The organism is Ruegeria sp. YKSF57 (assembly GCF_059612585.1).
In genome coordinates this window covers 1-23,038 of the sequence record NZ_JBXWQW010000034.1, presented here as the reverse complement: position 1 = coordinate 23,038, position 23,038 = coordinate 1, and the positions used below count along the sequence as shown (strand labels likewise).

General features: G+C 57.2%; 25 protein-coding genes and 2 pseudogenes. 16 read left to right on the top strand and 11 right to left on the bottom strand.

Going from position 1 to position 23,038, the window contains the following annotated elements:
* The first annotated feature begins 8 nt into the window (after window positions 1-8).
* From AC2FLX_RS15045 to AC2FLX_RS15030, 4 genes are all read left to right on the top strand, one after another.
* A complete protein-coding gene (locus AC2FLX_RS15045; protein ID WP_496747946.1) occupies window positions 9-1,094 on the top strand; it encodes an ABC transporter ATP-binding protein in 1,086 nt (361 codons plus the stop codon).
* 20 nt (window positions 1,095-1,114) lie between these two features.
* Window positions 1,115-1,786, top strand: a complete 672-nt coding sequence (locus tag AC2FLX_RS15040) for a GDSL-type esterase/lipase family protein (protein ID WP_496747931.1) — start codon at window positions 1,115-1,117, stop codon at window positions 1,784-1,786.
* Window positions 1,787-1,842: 56 nt separating this feature from the next.
* Window positions 1,843-2,235 (top strand): hypothetical protein, encoded by a 393-nt coding sequence (locus AC2FLX_RS15035; RefSeq protein ID WP_496747933.1) that lies wholly within the window; start codon window positions 1,843-1,845, stop codon window positions 2,233-2,235.
* A gap of 117 nt (window positions 2,236-2,352) precedes the next feature.
* Window positions 2,353-3,249 (top strand): LysR substrate-binding domain-containing protein, encoded by an 897-nt coding sequence (locus AC2FLX_RS15030; protein WP_496747935.1) that lies wholly within the window; start codon window positions 2,353-2,355, stop codon window positions 3,247-3,249.
* Between the two features lie 300 nt (window positions 3,250-3,549).
* Here the strand turns inward: AC2FLX_RS15030 and AC2FLX_RS15025 are convergent, their stop codons facing one another.
* On the bottom strand, window positions 3,550-3,837 hold the full coding sequence (locus AC2FLX_RS15025; RefSeq protein ID WP_496811132.1) for a nuclear transport factor 2 family protein: 288 nt from the start codon (window positions 3,835-3,837) through the stop codon (window positions 3,550-3,552).
* A gap of 82 nt (window positions 3,838-3,919) precedes the next feature.
* Between AC2FLX_RS15025 and AC2FLX_RS15020 the strand changes: the two genes are divergently transcribed.
* Genes AC2FLX_RS15020 through AC2FLX_RS15010 form a run of 3 tightly spaced genes read left to right on the top strand, consistent with a single transcriptional unit; the run spans window position 3,920 to window position 5,613 of the window.
* Window positions 3,920-4,618, top strand: a complete 699-nt coding sequence (locus tag AC2FLX_RS15020) for a GDSL-type esterase/lipase family protein (protein ID WP_496811133.1) — start codon at window positions 3,920-3,922, stop codon at window positions 4,616-4,618.
* Between the two features lie 27 nt (window positions 4,619-4,645).
* Window positions 4,646-5,044 (top strand): hypothetical protein, encoded by a 399-nt coding sequence (locus tag AC2FLX_RS15015; protein WP_496811134.1) that lies wholly within the window; start codon window positions 4,646-4,648, stop codon window positions 5,042-5,044.
* The gene (locus AC2FLX_RS15010; RefSeq protein ID WP_496747941.1) at window positions 5,044-5,613 is read left to right on the top strand and encodes an invasion associated locus B family protein; all 570 of its coding nucleotides are present in this window, start codon (window positions 5,044-5,046) and stop codon (window positions 5,611-5,613) included. The genes AC2FLX_RS15015 and AC2FLX_RS15010 overlap by 1 nt, the downstream gene beginning before the upstream one ends.
* An 80-nt stretch (window positions 5,614-5,693) precedes the next feature.
* On the opposite strand, the gene AC2FLX_RS15005 is transcribed toward AC2FLX_RS15010, so the two are convergent.
* Window positions 5,694-6,113 carry a cupin domain-containing protein gene (locus AC2FLX_RS15005; RefSeq protein WP_496747942.1) on the bottom strand — a complete coding sequence of 140 codons (420 nt, stop codon included), beginning with the start codon at window positions 6,111-6,113 and terminating at the stop codon, window positions 5,694-5,696.
* 105 nt (window positions 6,114-6,218) lie between these two features.
* On the opposite strand from AC2FLX_RS15005, the gene AC2FLX_RS15000 reads away from it, so the two are divergent.
* Window positions 6,219-7,070: a LysR family transcriptional regulator gene (locus AC2FLX_RS15000; RefSeq protein ID WP_496811135.1), complete on the top strand. Its 852-nt coding sequence runs from the start codon at window positions 6,219-6,221 to the stop codon at window positions 7,068-7,070.
* A 92-nt stretch (window positions 7,071-7,162) separates the two neighbouring features.
* Here AC2FLX_RS15000 and AC2FLX_RS14995 read toward each other — a convergent pair whose 3' ends face one another.
* Window positions 7,163-7,876 (bottom strand): GntR family transcriptional regulator, encoded by a 714-nt coding sequence (locus AC2FLX_RS14995; protein ID WP_496811136.1) that lies wholly within the window; start codon window positions 7,874-7,876, stop codon window positions 7,163-7,165.
* A 230-nt stretch (window positions 7,877-8,106) separates the two neighbouring features.
* Here AC2FLX_RS14995 and AC2FLX_RS14990 point away from each other — a divergent pair, with 230 nt between their 5' ends.
* The 6 genes from AC2FLX_RS14990 (at window position 8,107) to AC2FLX_RS14965 (ending at window position 13,437) form a co-directional block, all read left to right on the top strand.
* On the top strand, window positions 8,107-9,294 hold the full coding sequence (locus AC2FLX_RS14990) for an ABC transporter substrate-binding protein (protein WP_480752154.1): 1,188 nt from the start codon (window positions 8,107-8,109) through the stop codon (window positions 9,292-9,294).
* 92 nt (window positions 9,295-9,386) lie between these two features.
* Complete coding sequence (locus AC2FLX_RS14985) at window positions 9,387-10,256, top strand: branched-chain amino acid ABC transporter permease (RefSeq protein WP_480752153.1); 870 nt, start codon at window positions 9,387-9,389, stop codon at window positions 10,254-10,256.
* A gap of 28 nt (window positions 10,257-10,284) precedes the next feature.
* The gene (locus AC2FLX_RS14980; RefSeq protein WP_496811148.1) at window positions 10,285-11,247 is read left to right on the top strand and encodes a branched-chain amino acid ABC transporter permease; all 963 of its coding nucleotides are present in this window, start codon (window positions 10,285-10,287) and stop codon (window positions 11,245-11,247) included.
* Complete coding sequence (locus AC2FLX_RS14975) at window positions 11,244-12,026, top strand: ABC transporter ATP-binding protein (protein ID WP_480752151.1); 783 nt, start codon at window positions 11,244-11,246, stop codon at window positions 12,024-12,026. Before AC2FLX_RS14980 ends, AC2FLX_RS14975 begins: the two co-directional genes overlap by 4 nt.
* A gap of 3 nt (window positions 12,027-12,029) precedes the next feature.
* Window positions 12,030-12,752, top strand: a complete 723-nt coding sequence (locus AC2FLX_RS14970; RefSeq protein ID WP_496811137.1) for an ABC transporter ATP-binding protein — start codon at window positions 12,030-12,032, stop codon at window positions 12,750-12,752.
* A 7-nt stretch (window positions 12,753-12,759) separates the two neighbouring features.
* Window positions 12,760-13,437 carry an aspartate/glutamate racemase family protein gene (locus AC2FLX_RS14965; protein WP_496811138.1) on the top strand — a complete coding sequence of 226 codons (678 nt, stop codon included), beginning with the start codon at window positions 12,760-12,762 and terminating at the stop codon, window positions 13,435-13,437.
* A gap of 526 nt (window positions 13,438-13,963) precedes the next feature.
* Here AC2FLX_RS14965 and AC2FLX_RS14960 read toward each other — a convergent pair.
* The 6 genes from AC2FLX_RS14960 to AC2FLX_RS14935 are packed head-to-tail and all read right to left on the bottom strand — an operon-like array spanning window position 13,964 to window position 19,552.
* Window positions 13,964-14,611: an FMN-dependent NADH-azoreductase gene (locus tag AC2FLX_RS14960; protein WP_496811139.1), complete on the bottom strand. Its 648-nt coding sequence runs from the start codon at window positions 14,609-14,611 to the stop codon at window positions 13,964-13,966.
* 30 nt (window positions 14,612-14,641) lie between these two features.
* Entirely contained in the window at window positions 14,642-15,109 is a 468-nt protein-coding gene (locus AC2FLX_RS14955; RefSeq protein WP_496748468.1) for a hypothetical protein, read from the bottom strand.
* Window positions 15,106-16,389: an amidase gene (locus tag AC2FLX_RS14950; RefSeq protein ID WP_496811140.1), complete on the bottom strand. Its 1,284-nt coding sequence runs from the start codon at window positions 16,387-16,389 to the stop codon at window positions 15,106-15,108. The genes AC2FLX_RS14955 and AC2FLX_RS14950 overlap by 4 nt, the downstream gene beginning before the upstream one ends.
* Window positions 16,389-17,276, bottom strand: coding sequence for a polysaccharide deacetylase family protein (locus AC2FLX_RS14945; RefSeq protein WP_496748470.1), 888 nt, complete (start codon window positions 17,274-17,276; stop codon window positions 16,389-16,391). The genes AC2FLX_RS14950 and AC2FLX_RS14945 overlap by 1 nt, the downstream gene beginning before the upstream one ends.
* Window positions 17,273-18,859, bottom strand: a complete 1,587-nt coding sequence (locus tag AC2FLX_RS14940) for an amidohydrolase family protein (RefSeq protein WP_496811141.1) — start codon at window positions 18,857-18,859, stop codon at window positions 17,273-17,275. The genes AC2FLX_RS14945 and AC2FLX_RS14940 overlap by 4 nt, the downstream gene beginning before the upstream one ends.
* 6 nt (window positions 18,860-18,865) lie before the next feature.
* Entirely contained in the window at window positions 18,866-19,552 is a 687-nt protein-coding gene (locus AC2FLX_RS14935; RefSeq protein ID WP_496811142.1) for a DUF1989 domain-containing protein, read from the bottom strand.
* A gap of 258 nt (window positions 19,553-19,810) precedes the next feature.
* Here AC2FLX_RS14935 and AC2FLX_RS14930 point away from each other — a divergent pair, with 258 nt between their 5' ends.
* Complete coding sequence (locus AC2FLX_RS14930) at window positions 19,811-20,389, top strand: VOC family protein (protein ID WP_496811143.1); 579 nt, start codon at window positions 19,811-19,813, stop codon at window positions 20,387-20,389.
* A 56-nt stretch (window positions 20,390-20,445) separates the two neighbouring features.
* On the opposite strand, the pseudogene AC2FLX_RS14925 reads toward AC2FLX_RS14930, so the two are convergent.
* Window positions 20,446-21,125 (bottom strand): annotated as a pseudogene (locus AC2FLX_RS14925) (IS6 family transposase).
* Between the two features lie 187 nt (window positions 21,126-21,312).
* Entirely contained in the window at window positions 21,313-22,422 is a 1,110-nt protein-coding gene (locus AC2FLX_RS14920) for a helix-turn-helix domain-containing protein (RefSeq protein WP_496811144.1), read from the bottom strand.
* A gap of 120 nt (window positions 22,423-22,542) precedes the next feature.
* Between AC2FLX_RS14920 and AC2FLX_RS14915 the strand changes: the two are divergent.
* Window positions 22,543-22,755 (top strand): annotated as a pseudogene (locus AC2FLX_RS14915) (IS6 family transposase); the annotation flags it as partial.
* Window positions 22,756-23,038 lie beyond the last annotated feature (283 nt).

The following is a 23,038-nucleotide window of genomic DNA, read 5'->3' as shown; positions in this document are numbered from 1 at the left end:
AGCGCATGATGTCACACGCGCACATCTCGCTGAGAAATATCCGCAAAACCTATGGCGAGGCGGTGGCGGTCGAGAACCTTGACCTTGATATCGCAGAGGGCAAGTTCGTTGCCATCATGGGGCCATCAGGTTGCGGGAAATCGACCATGCTGCGGATGCTGGCAGGGTTGGAAGACGTGACCGGCGGTGACATCCTGCGAGAAGGGCGACGGATAAACGATCTGTCAATCTGGGAACGCGACATGCCGATGGTCTGGCAGTCGTTGGCATTGTTTCCATTCCTGACTGTGCAGGAAAACGTCGAATTTGGTCTGCGCATGAAAGGCATGCCCAAAAAGGAACGCAAGAGTCGCGCGCTGGACTGGTTGAACAAGCTGGGACTGGAGGGATATGCCGACCGGGGCATTGATCAGTTGTCAGGCGGACAGAGACAACGTGTGGCTTTGGCGCGATGCCTCGTAACCGAACCATCCGTCTTGTTACTGGATGAACCGTTGTCGGCGCTGGATGCGCATCTTTCGGTGCAGATGCAGGGTGAGTTGAAACGCTTGCAACGCGAACTTGGGATTACCTTCGTCTACGTCACCCATAGTCACTCCGAGGCTTTCTCGATGGCCGATACCGTAGTGATCATGAACCAGGGTCGGATTGAACAGGCGGGCAGCCCCGAAGACATCTATCTGCGCCCGGCCACACCGTTCGTGGCAAGGTTCCTGGGCGGCTCCTCGATCTTTGAATGCAAGACCCGCCGACTGAAATCCGGAGAGATGGTTCTGGAAAGCCCAGATGGCAGCTTCAAGTGCCCAGCCTCCGAACTCGTTGATCTGGACGAAAACGAAAAGGTTAGCCTGATTGTCAGGGCGGACCAGATTTCGGTCACCCCGCAAGCGGGCTGGGCTGAGAACGAAGTTGCTGCGCGGGTCGTAGGTGAGGAGTTCATCGGAGCCCTCGTCAATCTACGGCTTGAAACGGCTGCTGGAACGTCCATCACCGTGCAATTGCAACAGCGCGACATGCAGTCGCTGGACATCGAAGTCGGTGCCGGAGTGACCGCCAGCTGGCACCCCGAAGACGGCCACATCATCAACGGATAACACGAGAAAAGGAGCCAATGATGGCCAAGAAGAATATCCTTGTTTACGGCGACAGCAACACTTGGGGCTGGATCGGTGTAGAAGAGGCTTTCCCCTCAACCCGCTATGGCGATGACGAACGTTGGGCCGGTGTCATGGCAGCCGAGCTGGGCAACGATTATCAGGTCGCCGTCGATGGTCTGACCGTGCGCGCCACCAACCTGGACGATTCGATGGATTGGAATGCCATCAAGGCGGATATGTTCAACGGCGCCAAGACTTTGCCGGCCGCAATTGCTCGGGAAATGCCCGTAGACCTGCTGATCATCGCATTGGGGACCAACGACCTGAAGGCCGAAACCAACCGCTCTGCCGAGGACATCGCAAATGCCATTATTGATGTCGCAAAAGTGGCGCAGGCCTGCAGCGGTGGCGTTGCCTATCATTATGATGCGCCACAGGTGATGGTCGTCTCGCCAGCGCCGCTCAACGACATGCCACACCCAGATTTCGCGGGCATGTTCGAAGGCGGCAAAGCCAAGTCTGAAGCGCTTGGAGCTGCTCTCAAATCCGCAGCCGACGCAGCGGGCATCGCAAGCTTTGACGCTGGTGCCGTGACCGGAAATGTGCAGGGCGCCGATGGTCTGCATATGAGCAAGGATCAACACGCCCAGCTGGGTCGGGCTATTGCGGAACGAGTCAAGGCTTTGTGATTTTCAGACCACTACCACTCACACCCATCCCCATCATGCAACAGGAGGAGTTTTCCATGATGAAACTAGCAACAGGCCTGAAAACCGCCGCACTGGCGACCGCATTGGCCATCGGAACCACAGGTGCAGCAATGGCCACAGATCTGAGCAAAGCCGGAACGATTGAATACGTCACCTTCCAGGCCAAAGACGGTGTAACGGTCGAACAGATGGCCGAAGTTGCGGCGGGCGGCAAGATCAACGCGAATATGCACGAAACGTATGACGGGTTTGTGGATCGTCACGTCGCCCTGCAGGCCGATGGCGTCTGGATCGAAGTTGTTTATTGGGAAAGCGAAGAAGCTGGCCGTGCGGCTTTGGACAAGTTCGTGAAAGATCCGGTGAACAAACCGTTCCTGGATCTGGTGAACGCGGATACCGTGACCATCACATATTCTGACATCCACTGACCGGGTGGGGACAGGCCGCGCACAGGTTGGGCGGCCTGACTATTTTTCGTTTCAATCTCTTTCATGCGGATTTTTCAACTTTGTGTGTTCTGTCCGTCCGTGTCATGAAAGGACAAGATGAAACGACGCCTGCCACCACTGAACGCGATCCGCGCCTTTGAAGCGGCTGCCCGGCTGGAAAGCATTTCCGATGCCGCGGATGAGCTTTCGGTGACGCCGACCGCAGTCAGCCATCAGATCCGGCATCTGGAAAATCTGTTGGATATCAAGCTGTTCGAACGTTCTGGTCGGAACATTTCGCTGACAGATCAGGGGTCGCGGATGCTACCGGATATCACGCGGGGTATGGATAGTTTGGCGGCAGCCTTTGCCGAAACCTATGGCAATCTGGACACCAATACCGTGACCATATCGACCACGCGGGAGTTTGCACGATATTGGCTGCAACCGCGGCTGGATGCCTTCTATGACGCATTTCCGCAGTTGACGTTGAACGTATTTGCCAGCGAAAACGCCGTGGACATGAGCGGTAGCGAGATCGATGTGGCGGTGCGATATGGCAAGAAGCCTGCCGACAACAGCGGCGAAATCGCCTTGTATCAGGAGTATTACGTGGGCGCCGTCAGCCGCGAGCTGCTGACGCCCGGCCGGGCCGCCCGTATCGAATTCCTGACAAAGCGGCGGCTGATCGATGTGCGCTGGGAAAACTCGTCCCTGACCGGGCCGACCTGGAAATCCTGGTTCGAAGCGGCGGGGCTAGATAATCTGGGCAGCTATCGCCGGATGAGTTTTGACGCCTACAACCTGGCCTTCGACGCGCTGAAGCGCGGTCACGGTGCGGCGTTGTTGAGCCGGACCATCGTGCGCTCTGCCGAGTTCGGTGACGGGTTTGCCGAACTCGAGGGACCGCAACTGCCTGGCTATCATTACCGCGTGATTCGATCGCCGGCCGGTATGCGTAAGCGCGCGGCTCGGCAGTTTGTCGAATGGCTGGCGGAAACTGCCGTGGACTGAAACTCTTGGGTCGCGGTTCCAGGCCTGAGCCGACCGGATGTGGTGGCTCAGGTCTCCATAGAATGGGCGGCTGATCGAAATCCGCACAAAGTGCCAGACACCGTTTTCGTCGCGCGCGAACTCGTCCTGACATTCACCCGAATAGATCACCTGCAAAAGGAGACGCTGGTTCTGTTGAATGACCATGACATTGCGCCGGCATCGGGCGCTTTCCGCATTTCGTCCCCATAAGATCCTCGTTCGTGGACAGGTGCCGGTTGCGGGGGTGCCGTCGCCAAACAGGATGACCCGCGAAAGGAATTAATCCCGGATCTCCTGCGCACTTCTCAGCGGTGTCCCGACGTCGAATACCCATTCTCCACGCGCGAAAAGGTTGGCATGATCATCCAGATCGCCACTGTCGAGCGAAAAATTATAGGCGTTGATGAGCAGGCGGATCTGGTCATGGAACTCCCTGTCCGTAAGTGAGGCTTGATGCGCCCCGCAGGTCGGTGCAGACAGACGCCACCATGGTTGATTTTCGGAAAACGGACCCGGGGTAATTACCCTGATTGCAGCGTTTTCACCCGAACGTGACCTGAAATCCATGGTTACCAAAAGGTGCCTTATTCGGGTTGGTCGCGCGGCAAGGTAAACTCGCCGTCAATCTGACAACAATTGGACCTTCCAGGTGCTGCGCCCTTTTGCGATCTCCGTTCTCCTTTTGTTTGTCCTGCCTTTACCGGGTCGGGCCGAGCTGCGAATCCTGGTGCTTGGTGACAGCAACACATGGGGGGCCAATGCATCGGGTCCAAGGCACGGCGATGATGTGCGCTGGGGTCGGGTTTTGGATGCAGCTCTGCCGAATGCCGTGGTGATCGAGGAGGGTCGCATCGGCCGACGTACCGATCTGGGGAAGGGAGAAGCTCTCGACAATATAGGACAGGCGATAACGACACCACTTCCTCCCTTCGTCGAGCAGCATCTGCCGTTGGACATGGCAATTGTGATGCTGGGAACGAACGATCTGCAATCCGGGCAAGGGCGGAATGCGGAACAAGTTGCACGCTCGGTCTTTTCGCTTGCCCGAATCCTGCTGATTGGGGGAGTTGGCCAGGTGTTGGTTGTGGTTCCGCCACCTTTGAACAACCCCGAAAATGGAAGTCTGGCAGGATTGTTCGGAAACGCACAGGGGCTGTCCGAACATCTCGCCGACACGTACGGGCACCTGTCCCGGCAAACAGGCATTCCGGTGTTCGATGCCGGAACTGTAACTCGGGCAGATGGCGCAGACGGCGTGCACTTGACGGCTCAGGCGCAACGCAAGTTGGGTCGGGCCATGGCACTTGTTGTGCGCGACCTAATATTCGTCGAACATTCGGCTAAATGAAATACAGAAAACAGGAGACAGACGTTGATGAACAGACGTGTATTCTACACTACATCGCTTGCCGCTCTGGCCATGGCATCCACAGGGCATGCAGGAACAGCGGAACAAGTGACGTTTCACTTTTACGGAGCTGAAGACTGCCCTCCCTGCATGGCCTTCAAGCGTAACCATCTGGCCGATGTGCAAGCCGAAGGCCGTTCCTTGGGTTTCGCAGTGGAAGACAACATTATCGCAAAGACGCGGGACGTACCGAACCTCGGAGTCTATGGGGATCGGGATCCAATTTTGCGCTTGGCCGCTCCGCAACTCGAACTGGTCTATCCGCCGATTTTCTTTGTATCTCAAGGTGGTAAGATCGTCTCGGTCCACGGGCATGACTGGCGCGCTGCCTTGGAGAACGCACGGCATCTGAATGATCAAGCCTGATGAAAGCTTTGCCTGCTTTTTTCGGCGGTGTTTTCCTGTTGCTGGCTGGCGCTGCTGGCGCGCAGGATTTGCAGGGGCGCGATACGGCGGGAAACTGGCGGGTGACGCACCATTCCTCGCATGGCATCTGGAACACCATTTGCGATGAACGTGAAGAGAGGGGTGCCCTAAAGCAGCGATGCTATATTCGTTGGGTGGACGTCTATGCCGAGGCTCCGCAGTTTGGTGCCTTGTTCACCTTTATTACGCCAAGCAAAGATGGCTCACGCGGGAAACACGATGTGATGTTCGGCCCCGAGCTTGGAACGGCATTTTTGTCTGATGGATTTCGGATCATGCAAGGGGAGGATGAGATATGGAAAATGGAGGACCGCAGATGCCTGCTGTGGTCGGATTGCACGTTTTCTCAAGTGCAGTCATCCGCAGCCCTTAAGGCTATGTTGGCGGGTGATATCGTAGAGTTCGATTTCGTGGACAGAAACAACCGGCGGTTCCGGCTGGAATGGCCTCTGGACGGGTTTCCCGAAGCTTTTGAAACCTACGAAAAACTGTGGGCGGAACGACAATAGTTGTTGCGCGCATTCCAAAGCAGCAATGAAATGGCCGCCTTCTTCAAGGCGACCAGTATGCGTTGGATCAAGCTGAAGGCTTAGTTGCTGTGGAAGATAGCATCGCCTTTTCCATCCTGGAAAACGAAAAGGACACAGTCTTCTTCGCTGACGCAGGCATCACCGTGGAAGGCATTGCCGGGCTGAACAACGTGCGCGCCGACTGGAAGAACCTTGGTCTCTCCGGCAAAGCTGTGCTTCCATTCACCCTGGATGGTGATACCTTCGTAGGCAAAGGTGTGCGCGTGTTCGGGTACTTCGAAACCACCCGGCATTTTCAGATACATCGCGTAAGGACCGGTGTCGCGGTCGCCCCAGAGAATGGCCAGCGACATGGGGGTGCCTTCGATCGGCGTCCATTGAATGTCATCGAATTTGGTCATCAAACCCGTGTCGGCGACAGCGGCGGTTGCGGCGGTAAGCGAAACGGCAGCGGCGGCAGCAAACTTGAGTATACCCATCTTGAAGATTTCCTTTTGTGTTGTCAGACGTGATGGTTCAGAACTTATTCGACCTGTGCAAAAGCAAAATATGCACCGCTGCAATCACCCGTTTCGGAGCCGCCGATGAAGCTGAACAGTGAGGATCTCCTGGTTATTCTCGCACTGTGCCGCGAGCAGACGCTTGAACGAGCGGGCCGGTTTCTGGACAAGGATGTTTCGTCGATATTCCGGGCAATCAAACGGATTGAAGCCAAGATCGGTACGCCACTGTTTGAACGTTCAAAATCCGGATTTCATCCTTTTCCCGTGGCAAATGAGCTTGCGGAAAAAGGACGTGAGATTCATGGTGCATTGTCAACTGCGGATATTATTTGTTCCACGCTCGACGATCAGTTGAGCGGACGTCTGAGGATCACCACGACCGACGTCCTGCTGGAGTATTTTATCTTGCCCAATCTGTCGGATTTCCGCCGCGGGTATCCCAACATCGACATTGATTTCAGCACCAGCAACCAGTTCGCAAAACTGTGGGAGCGTGGTTTCGATGTCGCGGTGCGTCCCTCCGCAAACCCACCTGATCAACTGATTGGGCAATTTCTGAAACGCTTGGACTATGTTGCAGTCTGTGGCGGCGGATATTCAAGCGCATGTAGTGACACCTGGCCTCATGTTGACTGGCTGGTTCCAGGCAGCGGTCTGGCACAGCACCCAATCAGAAAGTGGATTTCCAGAAATATTACTGAAAGCGCGTCGACTACCAGTTTCGATTCGATGAGCCTTTTGATTGACGCTGTGCGAATGAACCTGGGAGTGTCTCTGCTTCCCGATCTACCCGTTTTGACCGATGGGCTTGTCAGGTTGGAAGGAATTGACATCGACGAGTTCTCCGAAATCTGGTGCCTGTACCATCCCAGCAACAAAGGCAATCCTCTGATACAGGCGTTCAACAGCTTCATGAAACGTATTTTGATCTGAGTGGTTTCCGCCATTCCCCACATTGGCTGTCGATTTCGCCAATCATCAGAAGCTTTTGGCGTCGCCAGCCCGGTTACGTTTTCACGCAACTCCTATAAGCGGCCGGTAAGGATTTTTGCCAGATCCGGTTCGACCTTTTGGGATTGGTTCAGATCCAAGCCGTTCTGAACATGCAGGATATGGTGGCGGATCGAATTTTCGGCAGCGTCCGGGTTCCCTTCAATCATGGCGTCGATAATCGACGCATGTTCATTTTCCGGGCATGTGGAGGCGCGGTTCGTGCCGAACAGAGCAACGATCAGCGACGTTCGGGTAACCAGTTCACGCACCACACGTGTCAAAACCGAGTTTCCGTGACACTTGGCCAATTCAACGTGAAACGCTCCGGATAGCCGGATGATTTCGGACCGGTCGCCACTTTGCCTGGCTTCTTCTTCCTTTCTTACGTGTGCGCGCAATATCTTAACGCCGGTGTCGTTTATTCCACGCGCTAGTTCCCGCACGATCCCGGTTTCTATCAACAGCCGGGCTACGAAAACCTCTCGGGCTTCGTCGGCGCTTGGGCATGCGACATAGGCCCCTCGATTTGAATGCAGATCAACGATGCCTTGACTACTGAGCAAAAGCAACGCGCGGCGCACCCGCATCCGGCCCACACCAAAGGTTTCGCACAAAGCCAGTTCGCTAAGCTTTGTCTTTGGGGCAAGCTTTCGTTCCATCACTGCGGAATAGATCCGATCTACGATCATCTGCTCGTCAGGATCGGTTTGCACAGTGTCGATTTTCTGTTCCGCGTCGCTCGTCATTTCACTCCATTCCGGCAGAAACGGTCTGAAAATTGTGAATAACTGCCAAGTTATCTTCTCACAATATACTAACTTTGTGTTGACGATATCAACGGCATTGTCATCAAAAACTGTTGACACTGATTGTTAACAATGCAGAACTTGAAGCGCTGGCCGGGATTCGACCCGTGATGCATCTTTTATACCAAAGCGCCCGAAAGAGGCGCCGAGACCTCACTAGGGAGGAACTAATGAAACGCAGAAATCTGATGAAATCATCGGCTGCTTTGGCTTTGGCAGCATCCATGCTTGGCTCGGCAGCCTGGGCGGAAAACCCGGTTCTGAAAATCGGCTTTGTCGGAGTGACCTCGGGGCCTGCCGCGGCGTGGGGAATCTCGAACCAACGCTCGATGGAAGCGCGGGCCGCTTGGATCAATGAGAGCGGTGGCTACAAGATCGGTGATACCACCTATGACATCGAAATCGTATCCTTCGATGATCAAAAGGATCCCAAGCGCGCCATTGCCGGAATGGAGAAGATGGCGCAGGAAGGCATACACTATGTTGTCGGCCCCAACGTGGATGATGGCGCCGCCGCAGTTCGCCCTGTCGCGGAATCGCAGGGGATCATGTATTTCCCTTATGCATTTCCAAAGGAGCTTTACTCCGCGCCCGCATCGAACGCGGTATTGGGCATGGTCGCCAACTATCAATCAGGCCCCGCGATCTACAAGTATTTGCGGGATGAGAAGGGTGTGAAATCCGTCGCTTTCGTGGCCGCGAATGAGTCCGACCCGCTGAGCCAGCGGGACGGTGGCGTCGAAGCTGCCAAAGCCCTCGGGCTTGAGGTTGTTTCGGACAACGTGACCTATCAGGTCGACACCACAGACTTCACGCCGGTGCTGACACCCGTCATGCGTACCCAACCCGATTTGCTGGTTCTTTCCGGCGTTTCGCCTGCAAATGCGCCGCAACTGATCCGATCGGCAAGAGAGCTTGGCTTTCAAGGTATCATCTCCACCGAAACGGCGCAGGATGCCACTGTGCTGCGCGAAGGAGCTGGGGAACTGGCCAACGGGTTCATTTCCGTCGGTGGCGCGTCGACGCCCGAGATTGCTTCTGACGACATGAAGGAGTTCGTTAAGCGCTATACCGACATGTTCGGAGAATATAACGACGAGTCGAACACCAAGGTTTACGCGCTCGAATACATTCTGGCGACATTGAACGCCAATCCGGCCGGCATTGACGACGTCAAGGCGTTTCAGACCACGATGGATACGTTCGAAGCACCAAACCCCTTCATGAAGGGTGATGCCACGATGCGGTATGTGGGGACAACGTCTTTCGGGCAAAAACGACAGATCGCGGTGCCGCTTGTGGTGAATGTCTATCAGGACGGCGAATTTGAAACGCTTTTCGTCGCCGAAGTCGACTGAGGCATTCTCACCGTCACGCAACAAACCTTCGAGCCACTCACACCCCGAGCCTGTCAAAGGCTCGGGGAAACCGAACCTTATTCTGGATTCACATGGAACAGATCATAGCAAATGGCATCTATCTGGGCGCGCAATATGCGATGATAGCCTTGGGTCTGACGCTGATTTTCGCCCTGATGAACGTGTTGAATTTTGCCCACGGTCAAATGTATGTCCTAGGCGGATTCGTGACATACACATTTTATGGTCAACTCGGATGGCCGTTCGTACTTGCGCTGCTGGTCTCCTGCATCACTCTTGCCGTTCTTGGCGCTCTGATTGAAAAATTTCTGTTTGCGCCGGTCATTCGGAGGTCTGCTCGCGAAGAAAGCACCATGCTTTTGGCCGCCGGCCTGGCATTTCTGTTCGATGCCGTTATTCTTCTGGTCTTTGGCGAAAAGCAGCGTGGGGTGCCCAAGATCGTCAACGGTGTGCTGAATTGGGATTTCAGGATCATCATGCCATACGATCGCATTCTGATTTGCGTTCTGGCCATCCTGTCGATCATTAGCTTCATCCTGTTCATGCAATATTCCAAAACCGGGCGAGCCTTGCGGGCTTTGGCTCAGGACCGCACAGCAGCACAATTGATGGGTGTCAATGTTGCTCGTTACTCGATGATCGGCTTCGCTCTTGGCGCAATGCTGGCAGGCCTGGTTGGTGGGCTGTTGGTAACCATTACCGGGGTTAACCTCGGCATGGGCGGGCCAACCTCGATCAAGGCCTTCATGATGGTGATGATCGGCGGCGCAGGGGTGATTTCCGGCGCCATCGCCGGAGGCATTATTCTTGGGTTTCTCGAGGCCATCGGTTTGGCCGTTCTCTCGCAATACGGAGACATCACCTATTTGCTTATCTTCGTGTCCCTGATGATTTTCCTGGCCATTCGTCCGCAAGGGCTGATGGGCAAGCCGTGGGGATGAGACCGTGTCAAAACTGAACATAACCCAGATGGTCGCAGGGGTTGTTTTCCTTCTGGCGATCTTTGTCGCGGTGCCGACTTTCATAGCGGTCTCGGGTCGATCGGATTTCTACTACACACTGACCTCGGTGGCGCTCTTGTCCATCGCCAGTGCCGGTGTCTGGCTGACGTTCTATATTGGCCGCATCAATATCGGTCAGGGTGCTTTTGCCCTGATCGGGGCGTATGTCTCGGCCATACTGGTAACAAAAGCAGGTATATCCTTTTGGCTATCGCTACCCCTGGCGGGGCTGTTTGCAGCCGCAGTGGCGGTCGTAATCGGCGTTCCAATCCTGCGTTTGCGCGGTGTCTATTTTGCAATGATCTCTCTGGTGCTGACACAGGTGGTAACGCTGACCGCGCTGGCGCTTCCCATCACCAACGGTGCCAAAGGGATTACCTCGATCCCGCTGCCGGGAGGCGTATCAATCCTTGGCCTGACATTAGTCCCGGACTTTTCAACGCTCGAGAACCCCAGGCTGGCGTTTTATTATTCCGCCTGCGTACTGATGGTTCTTACCTTCGCCGCCATGTACCGGTTGGTGAATTCGCGGCTTGGTCATCTGTGCCGATCGATGCAACAGAATGAAGAACTGGCCAGTTCGATCGGAGTCAACATCTCCTATATCCGGGTCATCGTGTTCGCCATATCCTCTTTTCTTGGAGGCATTGGCGGGGCGATGTTCGGCTCGATCGCTCAGTCGGTCTATCCCTCCAGCTTTCAGGTCGCCGATAGTGTGAACTTCATGCTGAACTGTTTCCTCGGCGGTCTTGGATACGTCTTCGGGCCGATGTTAGGCACGCTGGTGTTGTATTTTGGGTGGGACCTGCTGTTTGAACTCGGTCGCTTCCAATTGCTGGCTTATTCCAGCCTGTTGATCTTTCTGATGCTGGTTCTGCCTAACGGGCTGCTCAGCCTGCGACTACCCGGCAGGAAAGGAGCGGACAAATGAGCCATCTTCTGGAAGTCCGCCATGTCACCAAGAAATTCGGCGGTTTGACTGCAAACAGCGATGTCTCGTTCAACGTCAATGAAAATGAAATCCTGTCGGTGATCGGGCCGAACGGAGCGGGCAAGAGTACCTTGTTCAAGATGATTTCGTCCTTCCTGCCCACGACCTCGGGCGAGGTGTTGTTCAGGGGCGAGCGCATATCGAACCTGAAGCCGCATGTGGTGGCGCGAAAGGGTGTCGTTCGCACCTTTCAGGAGACCACCATCTTCAAATCGATGACGGTTCGCGAAAGTATCGTTGTCGCCCAGCATCTGCGATCACGCGCGTCCTTGGCGGGGTATTTCTGGGGTACCAGGACAGCTCATGAAGACGTAGAAAGCTTCGGGCAGTATGCCGATGATCTGATCGAATTCCTTGGCATGACCGAGATTGCCAATGAACAGGCTTCGAACCTGCCGCAAGGTAACTTGCGGGCGCTGGGTATTGCCATTGGTCTTGCCACCGATCCCCAGGTTCTGCTGTTGGACGAACCCTTCGCAGGCATGAACCACGACGAGACCATGAAAATGGTCAATCTGGTGCGAAAGGTCCGCGATGATCGGGGGGTCACTGTATTGCTGGTGGAGCACGATATGCCCGCGGTAATGAACATCTCCGACCGGATCGTCGTTCTGAATTTTGGCGAGATGATCGCCGAAGGTACGCCTGCGGAAATCCAGAATAACGAAAAGGTCATCGAGGCGTATCTGGGCAGCGCCGATGATGAGATCGGGATCTGAACCATGACCAAGATGTTGGAATTCAAGGATGTCGAACTCTACTACGATCATGTCTATGCGCTCAAAGGCGTATCTATCGATTTGGAGCAAGGCGAAACCGTTGCCCTGATCGGTGCCAACGGAGCGGGGAAAAGCTCGATCCTGCGGGCGATAACCGGTCTGGCGCGGATCAAATCCGGTTCGGTGGCCTTCGAGGGCGAAACGATTGATGGCAAGAACCCGGCGGATATTGTGTCCAGGGGCATCTCGATGGTGCCGGAAGGCCGACGTGTTTTTCCATTTATGACGGTCAAAGACAATCTGCTGATGGGGGCGTTCACGCGTTCGAACAAATCCGAAATTCGGAACACTCTGGACTCGGTACTGGAAAGATTTCCGCGATTGAAGGAACGCTACTCTCAATCCGCCGGTACCTTGTCGGGTGGGGAACAACAGATGATGGTAATTGGACGCGCTTTGATGGCTAAACCTCGTCTGTTACTGATGGATGAGCCGTCATTGGGAATCGCACCAAAGCTGGTGCAGGATATTGCCCGGTCCATCGTCGCCATCAACCGTGATGAGGGTGTGTCCGTCCTATTGGTCGAACAGAACTCGCGCATGGCGCTGTCGATTTCACATCGCGCCTATGCTCTGACCACCGGGAACGTGGTTATCTCGGGCAACTCCAAGGAACTTTTGACCGATCCGCGGATCAAGGCTGCCTATCTGGGCGGAGAAGTGTGAGGGTGTCGTGAAAATTCTTGTCGTCAATCCTAACACCACAAGCTCGATGACGCGAAAAATCGAAGCAGGAGCCCGAGCTGCCGCACATCCCGACACCGAAATCATCGCGACCAATTCGACAAGTGGCCCGCCGAGTATCCAGGGATATCTGGATGTGACGACCTGTGTGCCGGGCCTGCTGGACGTTGTGGCGGGTTATCCGGACGTCGACGCCATTGTGGTCGCCTGTTTCGACGATACAGGCGTTGACGCGGTGCGCTGCGTTACATCGGCCCCAGTGATCGGAGTTGGAGAAGCGGCCTATCACGCTGCGTCGATGATCAGCCCGAAATTCAGTGTCATCACGACCTTGTCCCGCTCGCTTGCAGGTCTGGAGGCCAATCTGTTGCGCTATGGACTGGACCGCCGCTGTGTCCGTGTTCGCGCATCGGATGTGCCCGTCCTCAAGCTGGAGGAAAACGATCCCAAAACAGTCGACAAAATCAGGGCGGAGATCCGCGCCGCAATTGACGAGGACAGGGCAGAAGCCATTGTTCTGGGGTGTGCGGGGATGACAAATCTTATGACACACCTGTCCGAGGAATTTGGACTACCTATAGTCGACGGCGTTGCCTGCGCTGTGACATTTGCCGAAGCGTTGGTTCGGGCCAAGCTGACAACCTCAAAACTGTGTTCATACGCTTAAGGTAAGGACCATTCACATTGAGCGTGTTGCACAAATCGTTTCCGATGCGTAGCCAGTCCTTCGAATTGACTGCGGGATGCTGGGATACTTTTCAATTTCAATGCGGCGCGGTGGGATAGGTTTGCGAAGGCAAAGTACCGTGTGACGAAACGTACCGGGTACAACGAGGCGCTGCGGTAGCGCAGGGATGTCACGGTCTGGTTTGGTGGGGACATGGTGTCTGGATGGTCTGCCGAACGCTTAGGCAAGCGCGGTGCTCAGCAACGGTACTCGCGAGATGTGTCTTGCCTTGCGAGTGGTGCTCGGCCTGCAGCTTCGGCAAACCGAAGTCCCAGACAACCGAAACCAAGATCGCTGTCAAAGCCCTCAACCGCATGACCCGCCTGGGTCGTGCGACCTATGAACGTGTCGCATAGCGAACCGGGGAAAGGGGCAAATGCGGCCCAGGCACTATTCGTGCAACGCGGTCGATAATTCCCAATTGTCCAACAAGCATAGTATTGGACAATTGGGAAAACTTGCATCTTTATGCCGCGACTTGCGCGGCCACGACCTTGGTCCGGGCCTGGGCCTGGGCGACGGACTCGTCGAACCTTGCATCGCCGAATTCCTGATATTCGATGGCGATGGTTTCCATGTTCGCGGCATCGGCGCCCAGGTAATGCGCGCTGGCGCGGATCGCCGGGTCCAGCCCGTTCAGATGCGCGCGCTCGCCGCCCTCGGCAAAGCCGAACTCGCCGCGCGAGGACAGGACGATCAGCTTCTTGCCGGTCAGGATCGGCTCGATCGGCACATCGCCGCGCGCCAGGTCAAAGCTGAAGGTCACCCCGATCCGCGCGATCAGGTCGAACCAGGCCTTGAGCGACGCGGGCATCGAGTAGTTATACATAGGTGCGCAGAGCGCGATAACATCCGCATCGATGATTTCGGCCACCAGTTCATCGGATTCGGCCAGCACGGCGTTCTGGGCGTCGCTACGCTCTGCCGGAGCGGTAAAGCAGGCGTCGATCCAGGCCTCCGAGATGATGGCGGGCGGGTTCACGCCCACGTCACGGTGGGCCACTGCGCCACCACCGGACGCGGACCAACTGTCTTCGAAAATCTGTGCCAGCTCACGGGTGAGCGAACGGTTTTCACGGGCGCTTGAATGCACGATCAATAGTTTTTTCGACATATCGAGGGTCTCCAATTTATGTCAGGGGGATCAGATTTCAAACCGGTCCGCGCTTAGGCCGGTTGCGGCAAAGGCTTGTGCGATCGAAGGCAGGATGTCCCAGGCCTGCGATGCGATGGCCCAGCCATCGGGGTTTTTGACCAGCAGAAAGGCGCTGATATCTTCGGTGATTTCGCTGCGGTTTTCGTGCATTTCGCACCCCGCCATGGCCACAGCCACATTGCCCGCGACCCAGATATGCAGGCCCACGCCCTTTTCTTCGAAAACGGGGATGGTTCCGTCGTCGCGCAAGCCCGCCATTCGTTCGCCAAAGGCAACTGCGGTCTGGGCCTTGGCCGGGCGGGCCGAGGCAAACAACTGGGCACCCTCGACATAGGCGGCATTCAGCGCTGGCAAGTCAGGCGGGGACGTTTCATCCCAACACAGCGCACGAAACTGGCGCTTGATCAACTGAGCTATTTCGACCCGGTCCCGGGCAATCTGGTATTGTTTGGTCACGCGAAGACTCCGAGTTTCAGGGACAAGAGGAGCTGGGCGATGTCGTCGGCGGCTTGCAGCACCGCGTCATCCCGAGCTGTTGCGGCGGAAAGCGTCAGGGATTGTCCTGCCACGCGCCCCGCAACCGGCATGGCCAGAGATGGCAGATCCAGATACGCCCCCAGCATGGTCAGGCTGAGCGCGCGGGCGTTTTCCGAAGCAAACCGATCCGCATCGCCCTGAACCGATGTCAGGGTGGGCGGCAACGACGGAATGGTCGGCATCAATAGCAGCGCATCACCCAGCAGGACGTTCATTGCGCTTTGAAAACCGACGCGGAGAGCCTGCAGCCGCACCAGCTTGCGCGGGTCGACTGGCAGACCTTGTGTTATCCGCCGGTGCACATTGGGGTCCAGATCCGGGTGATCCAGCGCTGTGAACCTGGACAGCACCTCCGGGGCCTCGGCTGCGACCAAAGTGCCTTCCCGCGCGAAAAGGTCCCGTATCTGTGGGAACGCTGGTACGGGGATCGTTTCTATCGCATATCCCGCATTTTTCAGGGCGCCTCGCGCAGCGGACAGCAACGAAGCGATTTCCGGCGCAAGTGGGCCCAAGCTGTTCTCGTCAGGGATCAGAATCCGGTGCGTGGGTCCTGCCTCGGCAATGGGGGGAAGCTTGCGCATCACCGCGTCCAGAGCGCGAATGCCCGCCATATCCCGCGCCATGGGACCTGTCGTGTCCAGCGATGGTGCGAGCGGCAATACTCCTACATTGTCATAGCGACCCATAGTCGGACGAAAGCCATAAATCCCCTGATACGCCGCAGGTACGCGGGTCGATCCCGACGTGTCGGACCCCACCGCCAGATCCGCGATCCCCAGCGCAATGGCCGAGGCACATCCGCTGGATGACCCTCCAGGCACCAATCTGGAATCCAAGCCGTTTGCGGGTGTCCCGAAATGCGGGTTCAGACCCAATCCGCTATAAGCGTATTCCGACATGTTGGCGTGCCCCAGCGGAACACCACCTGCTGCAACGATCCGGTGCACCAAGGGCGCGGAACCCGGCGAGGGTTGGGCCTGAAAGGTGCGGGTGCCTGCGGTGGTGGGCAGGCCTTCGATATCAATATTGCCCTTGAGGATGACAACGGCACCATTCAGCCCCTTGCCTGCCTCCGGCAAAGCATCCAGCTGGCGTGCCAGATCCCGTGCGCCGTCCGCCCCTCGGGTCAGGAACACATTGGCAGCAAGGGGCTGACCTGCGCGATCCAACGCGCGGGCAAGATTGTCCTGCGCTGACATCAGAACAGGACGGGCCTGGTGTAATAAGGCAGCTGTTCCACGCGCACTGCATTCGGATCCCTGGCAGCCTCGGCCCGGACATGGGCAGCTATTTCATGCATCGGTGCGAACCAGACATCCCCGCGGTCCAGAATAGCCTCGAGCCAACGCTCGACTTGACGCCAGCGCGCCAGACGGCCGGTCAGGAACGGGTGCCAGATGGCCAGCCAGAAGCCTCCGGCCTCGTACTGCGCCTCGAACTCTTCCCAGAACCCTTCCAGACCTGCGCTTGGCCCTGCGACCGGCATCATGTAACCGATCTCGTCATAATGGGCGAAGGGCGGCCAGTCATCCGTGCCCCAATGCACCGGCAGCTCTACCAGCGATCCCTTGTCCGTATTCATCAGATAGGGGATGTCATCGGCCATCAGAGAGCTTTCATATTCGAACCCGTGTTCGATCATCAGGTCGATCACCGTCTGGTTCACGTTATAAACCGGCGCGCGATAGCCTTTGGGCGTGTTGCCGATGACGCGTTTGTGGCTCTCCAGCGTTTTTTCAAACCACTCGCGCTGTTCCGCTGGGCCATGGGCGGTGGGGTCTTCGTGCAGATAGCCGTGATGGCCAATCTCATGGCCGTCTTTCAGGATCTTCTCCATCGCGTCGGGATATTGTTCCACCACCCAACCCGGCACAAAGAAGGACTGTTTCAGGCCGAACTTGCGATAGGTCTCAAGGATGCGCGGGATCGCCACTGTGGGGCCATAACGGCCCATGGATATCGGATAAAGCCGGTCATGCCCGTCCCTGGGACGCGAGATATGGATCAGGCTGTCGGCGTCGATATCGAAACTGATCGCACAGGCACAGCGCGCGCCATTGGGCCATTTGATCGGGTTCTGGATCATGTTGCTTCTCCTAGTTCCGCCAAGGGTGCAGGTTTCTTCTCGCCCACAGGCGATGCAATACTCCAGGCTGAGGGCGCGCCATATCTCGCGACCGGGGCGGTCCCGGCCTGCTCCCAACGGGAGTACCAATCCAGCAGATAGGGGCGCAGGTCACGGGCCAGGGCCAGCGCGGTATCATCCGGCGGGTTTTGGTCCAATTCGGCCCGCAGGTCATCCAGCAGCTGGTCTTCGGTCACTCCGGTGACCGCGCCCTGATCGACCACCTGTGCGCCATTGACGAAAACGTCACGCACATCTGCAGCCGTTGCCCGACCCACAATCAGTTCGACCGGATCCACATCCGGCGCGCACCAGGGCTGCATCGGGCGCGACAGATCCAGCACCACGGCATCGGCGCAATAACCCGGCTGCAACTGCCCCAACTCATGGGCACGGCCCATCAACGTGGCCCCGCCCTGCGTCGCCAGCGCCAGCACATCGCGCGCGTTCAGTGCTTTGGCCGAACGGTGCGGCGGCGTGTTCATGGCCAGCGCCAAACGCATTTCCGCAAAGATATCCTCCGCCCCACCAAACGTGGTGTCATCCATCCCAAGCGCAACACTCACGCCATTGCCGCACATTTCAGCAATCGGCGCTATTCCCGAGCGCAACCGCAAGTTTGAGCCGGGATTATGGCTGACCTGAACGCCGCTGCGGGCCAGATCCTCAATATCCCGCGGCCCCGCCCAGACCGCATGGGCCAGCGAAAGCCGTTCGGTCAGAATGCCCTGATCCGCAAAATGCTGCATCAGATGCTTGCCGCGGACTTGCTGGCTTTCCAAACCCTCGTAAAAACTCTCAAGGGCGTGGGTCTGGATACGGGTGTCCAGCCGCTCAGCCTCCCGTGCCATGCGGGCCAGAACCGCATCCGGCGTCCATTGCGGGCCGGTCGGGCCAAACCAGAATTCGCACAGCCCGCCGCCCTGCGGCACCAACGCATTCATCAGATCGAAATAGGCATCGGGGCTCAGGCGCTTGCGCCCGGCTTCGCTGCAGGCCAGATCGTCGCGCAGGTTTTGCGGCAGAGTGGCCAGAAACCCGGCCTCTTCCCCGGCGCCATGCACGATCCGGTTCTGCCAGCGTTCACCCGGCGCGATGGCTGCACGCAGACCCGCATCGCGGTAGGCCTGCGCCTTTTCCAGCAGCCGAACTTCTCCGCTGTCCCGCGTCACCCCGGCCGAGCACATGTCGACCACGGCCGTCACCCCGGTTTTCAGCAACCGCAGCGCCGAATGGGCCGAGGAGACGTAAGGCGACAGCCCCACCATCGAGGGACCGCAGAACATCCAGGGCTCCAGAAAGTCGTCCCCGACCTTCTGATTGGCAAGCTCGACCCCGTAACAATGGTGATGCGCGTTGATCAGTCCTGGCAGGATGGCACAGTCAGCGCCACCATGTTCAGGGAGGCCCGCATAGCGGGCACGCATCTCGGGGGCCAGGCCGATCTCGGCCACGCGGCCGCCACGCAGCAAAACAGCCGCATCCGCGCGCACGTCATCTGCCGAGACAACAACCCACCTACCCCAAAGAAGCGTATCGGCCATCTCCAGTTACCCGTCGACCCGAAAGGTCAAGCCGGCGGGCGAGGTGCCCTCGCCATTCACCGGCGTTACGTCCTGCGGGCAGGCAGACATCACCGCGATCACATCCATATCGGCCCGGAAGGACATGAAGTCACCCGGCTTGGAGACCGGCGGCTGAAAGCTGAGGCTGCCGTCCGGTTGAACCGGAACATTCATCCAAAGGTTGAATGGTGCGGGAATCGCCGGAGCGCGCAGCCCGATGGCAATCATCGACTGGCGCAGATTGTCGGTGCAATTGTCGTGATACGTGCCGCAGCCCAGCTGCTGATACCGGGTATGATCACAGCTGGCGATCACCGTGTCGTGGATGCCGGGCGAGGTATCCTCTGTGATCGTCATCAGCACCCGGCGCAGGTTCGAGGTGATGCCGTCGCCCGCTTTGGGAAAGATCGACAGGATCGAGGTGTGCAGATGCTCCATCGAGCTGTATTCCCGAATGTCATCGGCATTGAAGATCCAGAAATCGCAGACCTGATACCCGGCGGGGTTGAAGATCGTCAGCACCTGCCCCTTTTGGACACGCACCGCACGGCCGCAGCGGGCCGGGATCTCATAGGTGGTGCCTAGCTCGGGCGTACCGCCATTGGGCAAACCCAGATCAAGGCTTTGGTTGGTGCCATCGGGCTGTCCGGTGTCAAAGGGGGAATCCTTCATGGCGCAATCCTTGCTCAACAATTTGTTGCCTCTAAAGACACACCATCCTGACGGCGGCGGAAACTGAGGAAATCTCAGGTCAGACTGAAGGAAATTCGCATTGTCCGGCCCTTGTACCGGCAAAAGCGGCTAACACGTGGGAGTAGATGAAAATCTCTCACGTCCAGCATGACATTTCATCGTGTGACAAGACCAGCCGGGCCGTTCAAAACTGCGGCAAATGCCGCTATGCCTTGGTTCACAATAATGGAATTGCCAATGTCAAATCTTCCCCAAGACATCCTGTCGAAACTGCCCGAGGTCACCAGCGACGAAACCCTGTCGAACACTTTCCTGGGCAATGTGGTCGAACTGGCCATCGTCACAGATGACCACGTGAAAACCATGGAAGGGCTGTGCCGTCTCGGTATCGGACCATGGGCAGTATACGAGTTTTCGCCGGAAAACGTGACCGACCAGACCTACAAGGGCGAACCCTGCGAATTCGCGCTGAAAGTGTGCTTTGCCAAATCCGGCAACATGATTTGGGAACTGATGGAACCGCTTTGGGGCCCGTCGATCTTCAAGGATTTCCTGGACAAGAACGGCGCCGCCTTCCATCACGTGGCCTATGATTGCAACGACGCGCCCTGGGAAGAGCGTCTGGCCGAATTCGAAAAACGTGGGTTCAAAATGGTGCAATCCGGCAAATGGAAGGGCAAGAACGCATTTGCCTTCTTTGAAACGGAGGACGCCACCGGCACTACGTTTGAGACCTACCACTTCCCCGAAGACTGGGACTATCCAGAACCCGAAAGCTGGTTCCCGGCCAAACCAGAAGGTGAGGTGACATGGTAACGGCTTTGTTGCAAAGTTCTTGAACACGCCGAACTGTCTTGGCGATTGCAACGAACTTAGGCAGCCAGCTCAGCGAATTGTTTGAAAGGACAGAGTCCGGGCGTGAGTTGGCCCTTGCGGATCATGTGCTACACTTCGATTCCGTCGAGCGTTGCCGCCGCTGTAGCGAAGGCCTTGAACCCCAGCATCGGTCGAGTGCGACGCATGATAGAACGTGGGTCCTGTTCCACGATATTGTTCAAGTATTTCCGCCTCACCATCTCAATTGGGATCGGGCAGCCAAAGCTTTTAGCATTTTGTTGATGGCCCTGATACCGGCGGTGTTGGCACCGATCTTGTCGATCACAATCTTCCTCGGCAATTCATTTGTCTCCAACATCTGGGCGAAGAACCTTGTGGCTGCAGGCTTGTTTCGACGATGTGGGAGCGTGAAATCAAGGAACTTGCCGTTTTTGCCGACGGCCCCAAAGACGTAAACCCAAGCACCTTTCACTTTGATGTAAGTCTCGTCCATTCTCCAGGAACGGTCGCATGGTCCTTTGCGGCGACGTGCTTCTTCAGCGATTGCACCGGAATTCCGTGTTACCCATCGGTTAAGCGTGGTGTGGTCCACTGGAACACCGCGCTCGGCCATGATTTCTTCCAGGTCTCGATAAGAGACACCATAGCGAACGTAAAAGAACACCGCGAACAGTGTCACGTCTTTCGGATACTGTGCACCTTTGAAAGAAATCACAGGCTAACCTTCAACTGGGTGATGCCGATCGCTACCCCGGCGTTAGCACCACAAAGGTCAATGGTCAAAACTTTGAAACAGATCCCATTAACATCACATTGGCACATTGCGATGCCGTCAGATTGGGGCATCCACGCCATCAACAGAGCCTTTGCCACGCCGGGAGAATAGTTGCGAGGCAATCCCATCACATCGCCGCCGCCCAAAACCGATACCGTCCCTGTCCGGTGATCTCGCGCGCCAGGCCGCGATCAGTGAACAGGTTGAGGTTGCGTCGCGCGGACATGGGTGAACATCCGGCTTGTTGCGCTACAATATCTGCCGACAAGATCGGGAACCGGGCGAGCGCGTCGATCAGCGCCGGCGGCGTACGCCCCGAAAGATCCCCAGTTTCCGCCCACGCACGCTCCAGCCAGGCCTTCAACCGATCCAGTTCCATCAGCGCGGCCAACGCCCCAGCTTGGGCTGCCGTGTAGAACGCCCGCAGCCGCGCTTCGGCGAAAGCCTCCCCCTCCTTCAACGCGTAGCGATCGAACCGATGGCCGCTCGACACCGGAAGGAACGGTGCCCCTGCCCCCCCTGCCCCGGTTATCATTGCCGCCACCGCCGGTTCCAGCATCTCGTCCCAGGGGGTGATCCCTTCGCGACGCCAGAAGGCCAGACCGCAAGCTGCCCGCGTCATCGCATGGCACCCGGCCAATTCGTTGCGTTGGACACGCAAGGCATCGCCAAGCGCATCCAGTTCCCCGCCCACCGGACGCTCTGCATGCGGGTCGGGATCCTGGGCCTCGGTGACCTCCGCCCGCCCCAGGAAGGCGCGCAGATCCTCATGAACCGACACACCCTGCCCTGTCAGCCGCCGCACCGCCCAGCTGGCCCGGGCCAGCGCACGCGCCTCATCCTCCCCGGCCAACCGCAACGCGCGGTAGAGCGCGATCTTTTCCGACCCCAGCCAGATGCCTTCGCCACGCAGAATTGCAGAGACTGACTGCAGGGCAAACCGCTCTGCGACTCCATCGCGCATCTGCTTCAACCGTTCCCCGAACCGGGTCACGGCCTCGACTGCCGCCAGCAAGTCGCGATAACAAACCTGCTCGGCCCGAAGCCAGATCTCGGGCTGCAACGATCCTTCCCGCGCGGCAACCGGCCATGGCAGATCGGTCGGCGCCGCTCCCGGGTCCGGCACCTGCGGCAGGAACCACAGATCCTCCTCCGGCGCCGGATCAACATCATAGATCGATCCTGACGGATCTTCTAAGTCATCGGTATCTTTGGGGTGTTCATTCATGGCAAACATAATAGTAGCTTTTTGTTTGTTACCATAGAGATTTCGAAAAGAGGACCTGTGGATGAGCTGCAAACTCTGAGGCCCAGTTGACGAACATGCGTGATCTGACGTTTGTTCCCGTCAAATGTTATTCGAACAGGAGTCAACACGATCTCATCGGTAGGCTGCCATTTCCCCAAGGATGCGGTTCTGTACGCTGTGTATTTCTACCTACGGTACACTGTATCGTATCGGGACTTGGAAGAGATTGTGGCCGAACGCGGCGTGCAGGTGGACCACGCCACTCTCAACAGGTGGATTGCGAAATACTCACCGATGGTCGCAGCGAGAACGCAATCAAAGACTGGCCGCCCTGCCCTCTGTAATGACCCGGTAGCGCGCTATTAGCTGTTGTTCAAAAAGGCCGGCCTGATGCGGTCCAAACTTGTCGATGGTCCATCGAGCAATCTCCGCCATGCTGGCTTCAGCGCGGCGTGTCAGTCGAAAGGGTTTGGTCACGCTTCAGTTCGTGTCCCTGCAAAAGCACACCGGATCGCATTCGAACTGCTGCCTTCTGCCAGATCTCCAACGTGAGCCTGCGCCACACCCTCCTGCGGACCTAGTTTGCGAGATACCAGCCAGCTTC

Excerpts from the sequence above, each read along its gene's own strand:
- AC2FLX_RS14975 (WP_480752151.1), top strand. The coding sequence starts at position 11,244 with ATGAGCCATCTTCTGGAAGTCCGCCATGTCACCAAGAAATTCGGCGGT.
- AC2FLX_RS14930 (WP_496811143.1), top strand. The coding sequence starts at position 19,811 with ATGTCAAATCTTCCCCAAGACATCCTGTCGAAACTGCCCGAGGTCACC.
- AC2FLX_RS15030 (WP_496747935.1), top strand. The coding sequence starts at position 2,353 with ATGAAACGACGCCTGCCACCACTGAACGCGATCCGCGCCTTTGAAGCG.
- AC2FLX_RS15010 (WP_496747941.1), top strand. The coding sequence starts at position 5,044 with ATGAAAGCTTTGCCTGCTTTTTTCGGCGGTGTTTTCCTGTTGCTGGCT.
- AC2FLX_RS14970 (WP_496811137.1), top strand. The coding sequence starts at position 12,030 with ATGACCAAGATGTTGGAATTCAAGGATGTCGAACTCTACTACGATCAT.
- AC2FLX_RS15000 (WP_496811135.1), top strand. The coding sequence starts at position 6,219 with ATGAAGCTGAACAGTGAGGATCTCCTGGTTATTCTCGCACTGTGCCGC.
- AC2FLX_RS15005 (WP_496747942.1), bottom strand. The coding sequence starts at position 6,113 with ATGGGTATACTCAAGTTTGCTGCCGCCGCTGCCGTTTCGCTTACCGCC.
- AC2FLX_RS14985 (WP_480752153.1), top strand. The coding sequence starts at position 9,387 with ATGGAACAGATCATAGCAAATGGCATCTATCTGGGCGCGCAATATGCG.
- AC2FLX_RS14980 (WP_496811148.1), top strand. The coding sequence starts at position 10,285 with ATGGTCGCAGGGGTTGTTTTCCTTCTGGCGATCTTTGTCGCGGTGCCG.
- AC2FLX_RS15015 (WP_496811134.1), top strand. The coding sequence starts at position 4,646 with ATGAACAGACGTGTATTCTACACTACATCGCTTGCCGCTCTGGCCATG.
- AC2FLX_RS14950 (WP_496811140.1), bottom strand. The coding sequence starts at position 16,389 with ATGTCAGCGCAGGACAATCTTGCCCGCGCGTTGGATCGCGCAGGTCAG.
- AC2FLX_RS15040 (WP_496747931.1), top strand. The coding sequence starts at position 1,115 with ATGGCCAAGAAGAATATCCTTGTTTACGGCGACAGCAACACTTGGGGC.
- AC2FLX_RS14945 (WP_496748470.1), bottom strand. The coding sequence starts at position 17,276 with ATGATCCAGAACCCGATCAAATGGCCCAATGGCGCGCGCTGTGCCTGT.
- AC2FLX_RS15045 (WP_496747946.1), top strand. The coding sequence starts at position 9 with ATGTCACACGCGCACATCTCGCTGAGAAATATCCGCAAAACCTATGGC.
- AC2FLX_RS14995 (WP_496811136.1), bottom strand. The coding sequence starts at position 7,876 with ATGACGAGCGACGCGGAACAGAAAATCGACACTGTGCAAACCGATCCT.
- AC2FLX_RS14960 (WP_496811139.1), bottom strand. The coding sequence starts at position 14,611 with ATGTCGAAAAAACTATTGATCGTGCATTCAAGCGCCCGTGAAAACCGT.
- AC2FLX_RS14920 (WP_496811144.1), bottom strand. The coding sequence starts at position 22,422 with ATGTTTGCCATGAATGAACACCCCAAAGATACCGATGACTTAGAAGAT.
- AC2FLX_RS14940 (WP_496811141.1), bottom strand. The coding sequence starts at position 18,859 with ATGGCCGATACGCTTCTTTGGGGTAGGTGGGTTGTTGTCTCGGCAGAT.
- AC2FLX_RS15035 (WP_496747933.1), top strand. The coding sequence starts at position 1,843 with ATGATGAAACTAGCAACAGGCCTGAAAACCGCCGCACTGGCGACCGCA.
- AC2FLX_RS14990 (WP_480752154.1), top strand. The coding sequence starts at position 8,107 with ATGAAACGCAGAAATCTGATGAAATCATCGGCTGCTTTGGCTTTGGCA.
- AC2FLX_RS14935 (WP_496811142.1), bottom strand. The coding sequence starts at position 19,552 with ATGAAGGATTCCCCCTTTGACACCGGACAGCCCGATGGCACCAACCAA.
- AC2FLX_RS15025 (WP_496811132.1), bottom strand. The coding sequence starts at position 3,837 with ATGGATTTCAGGTCACGTTCGGGTGAAAACGCTGCAATCAGGGTAATT.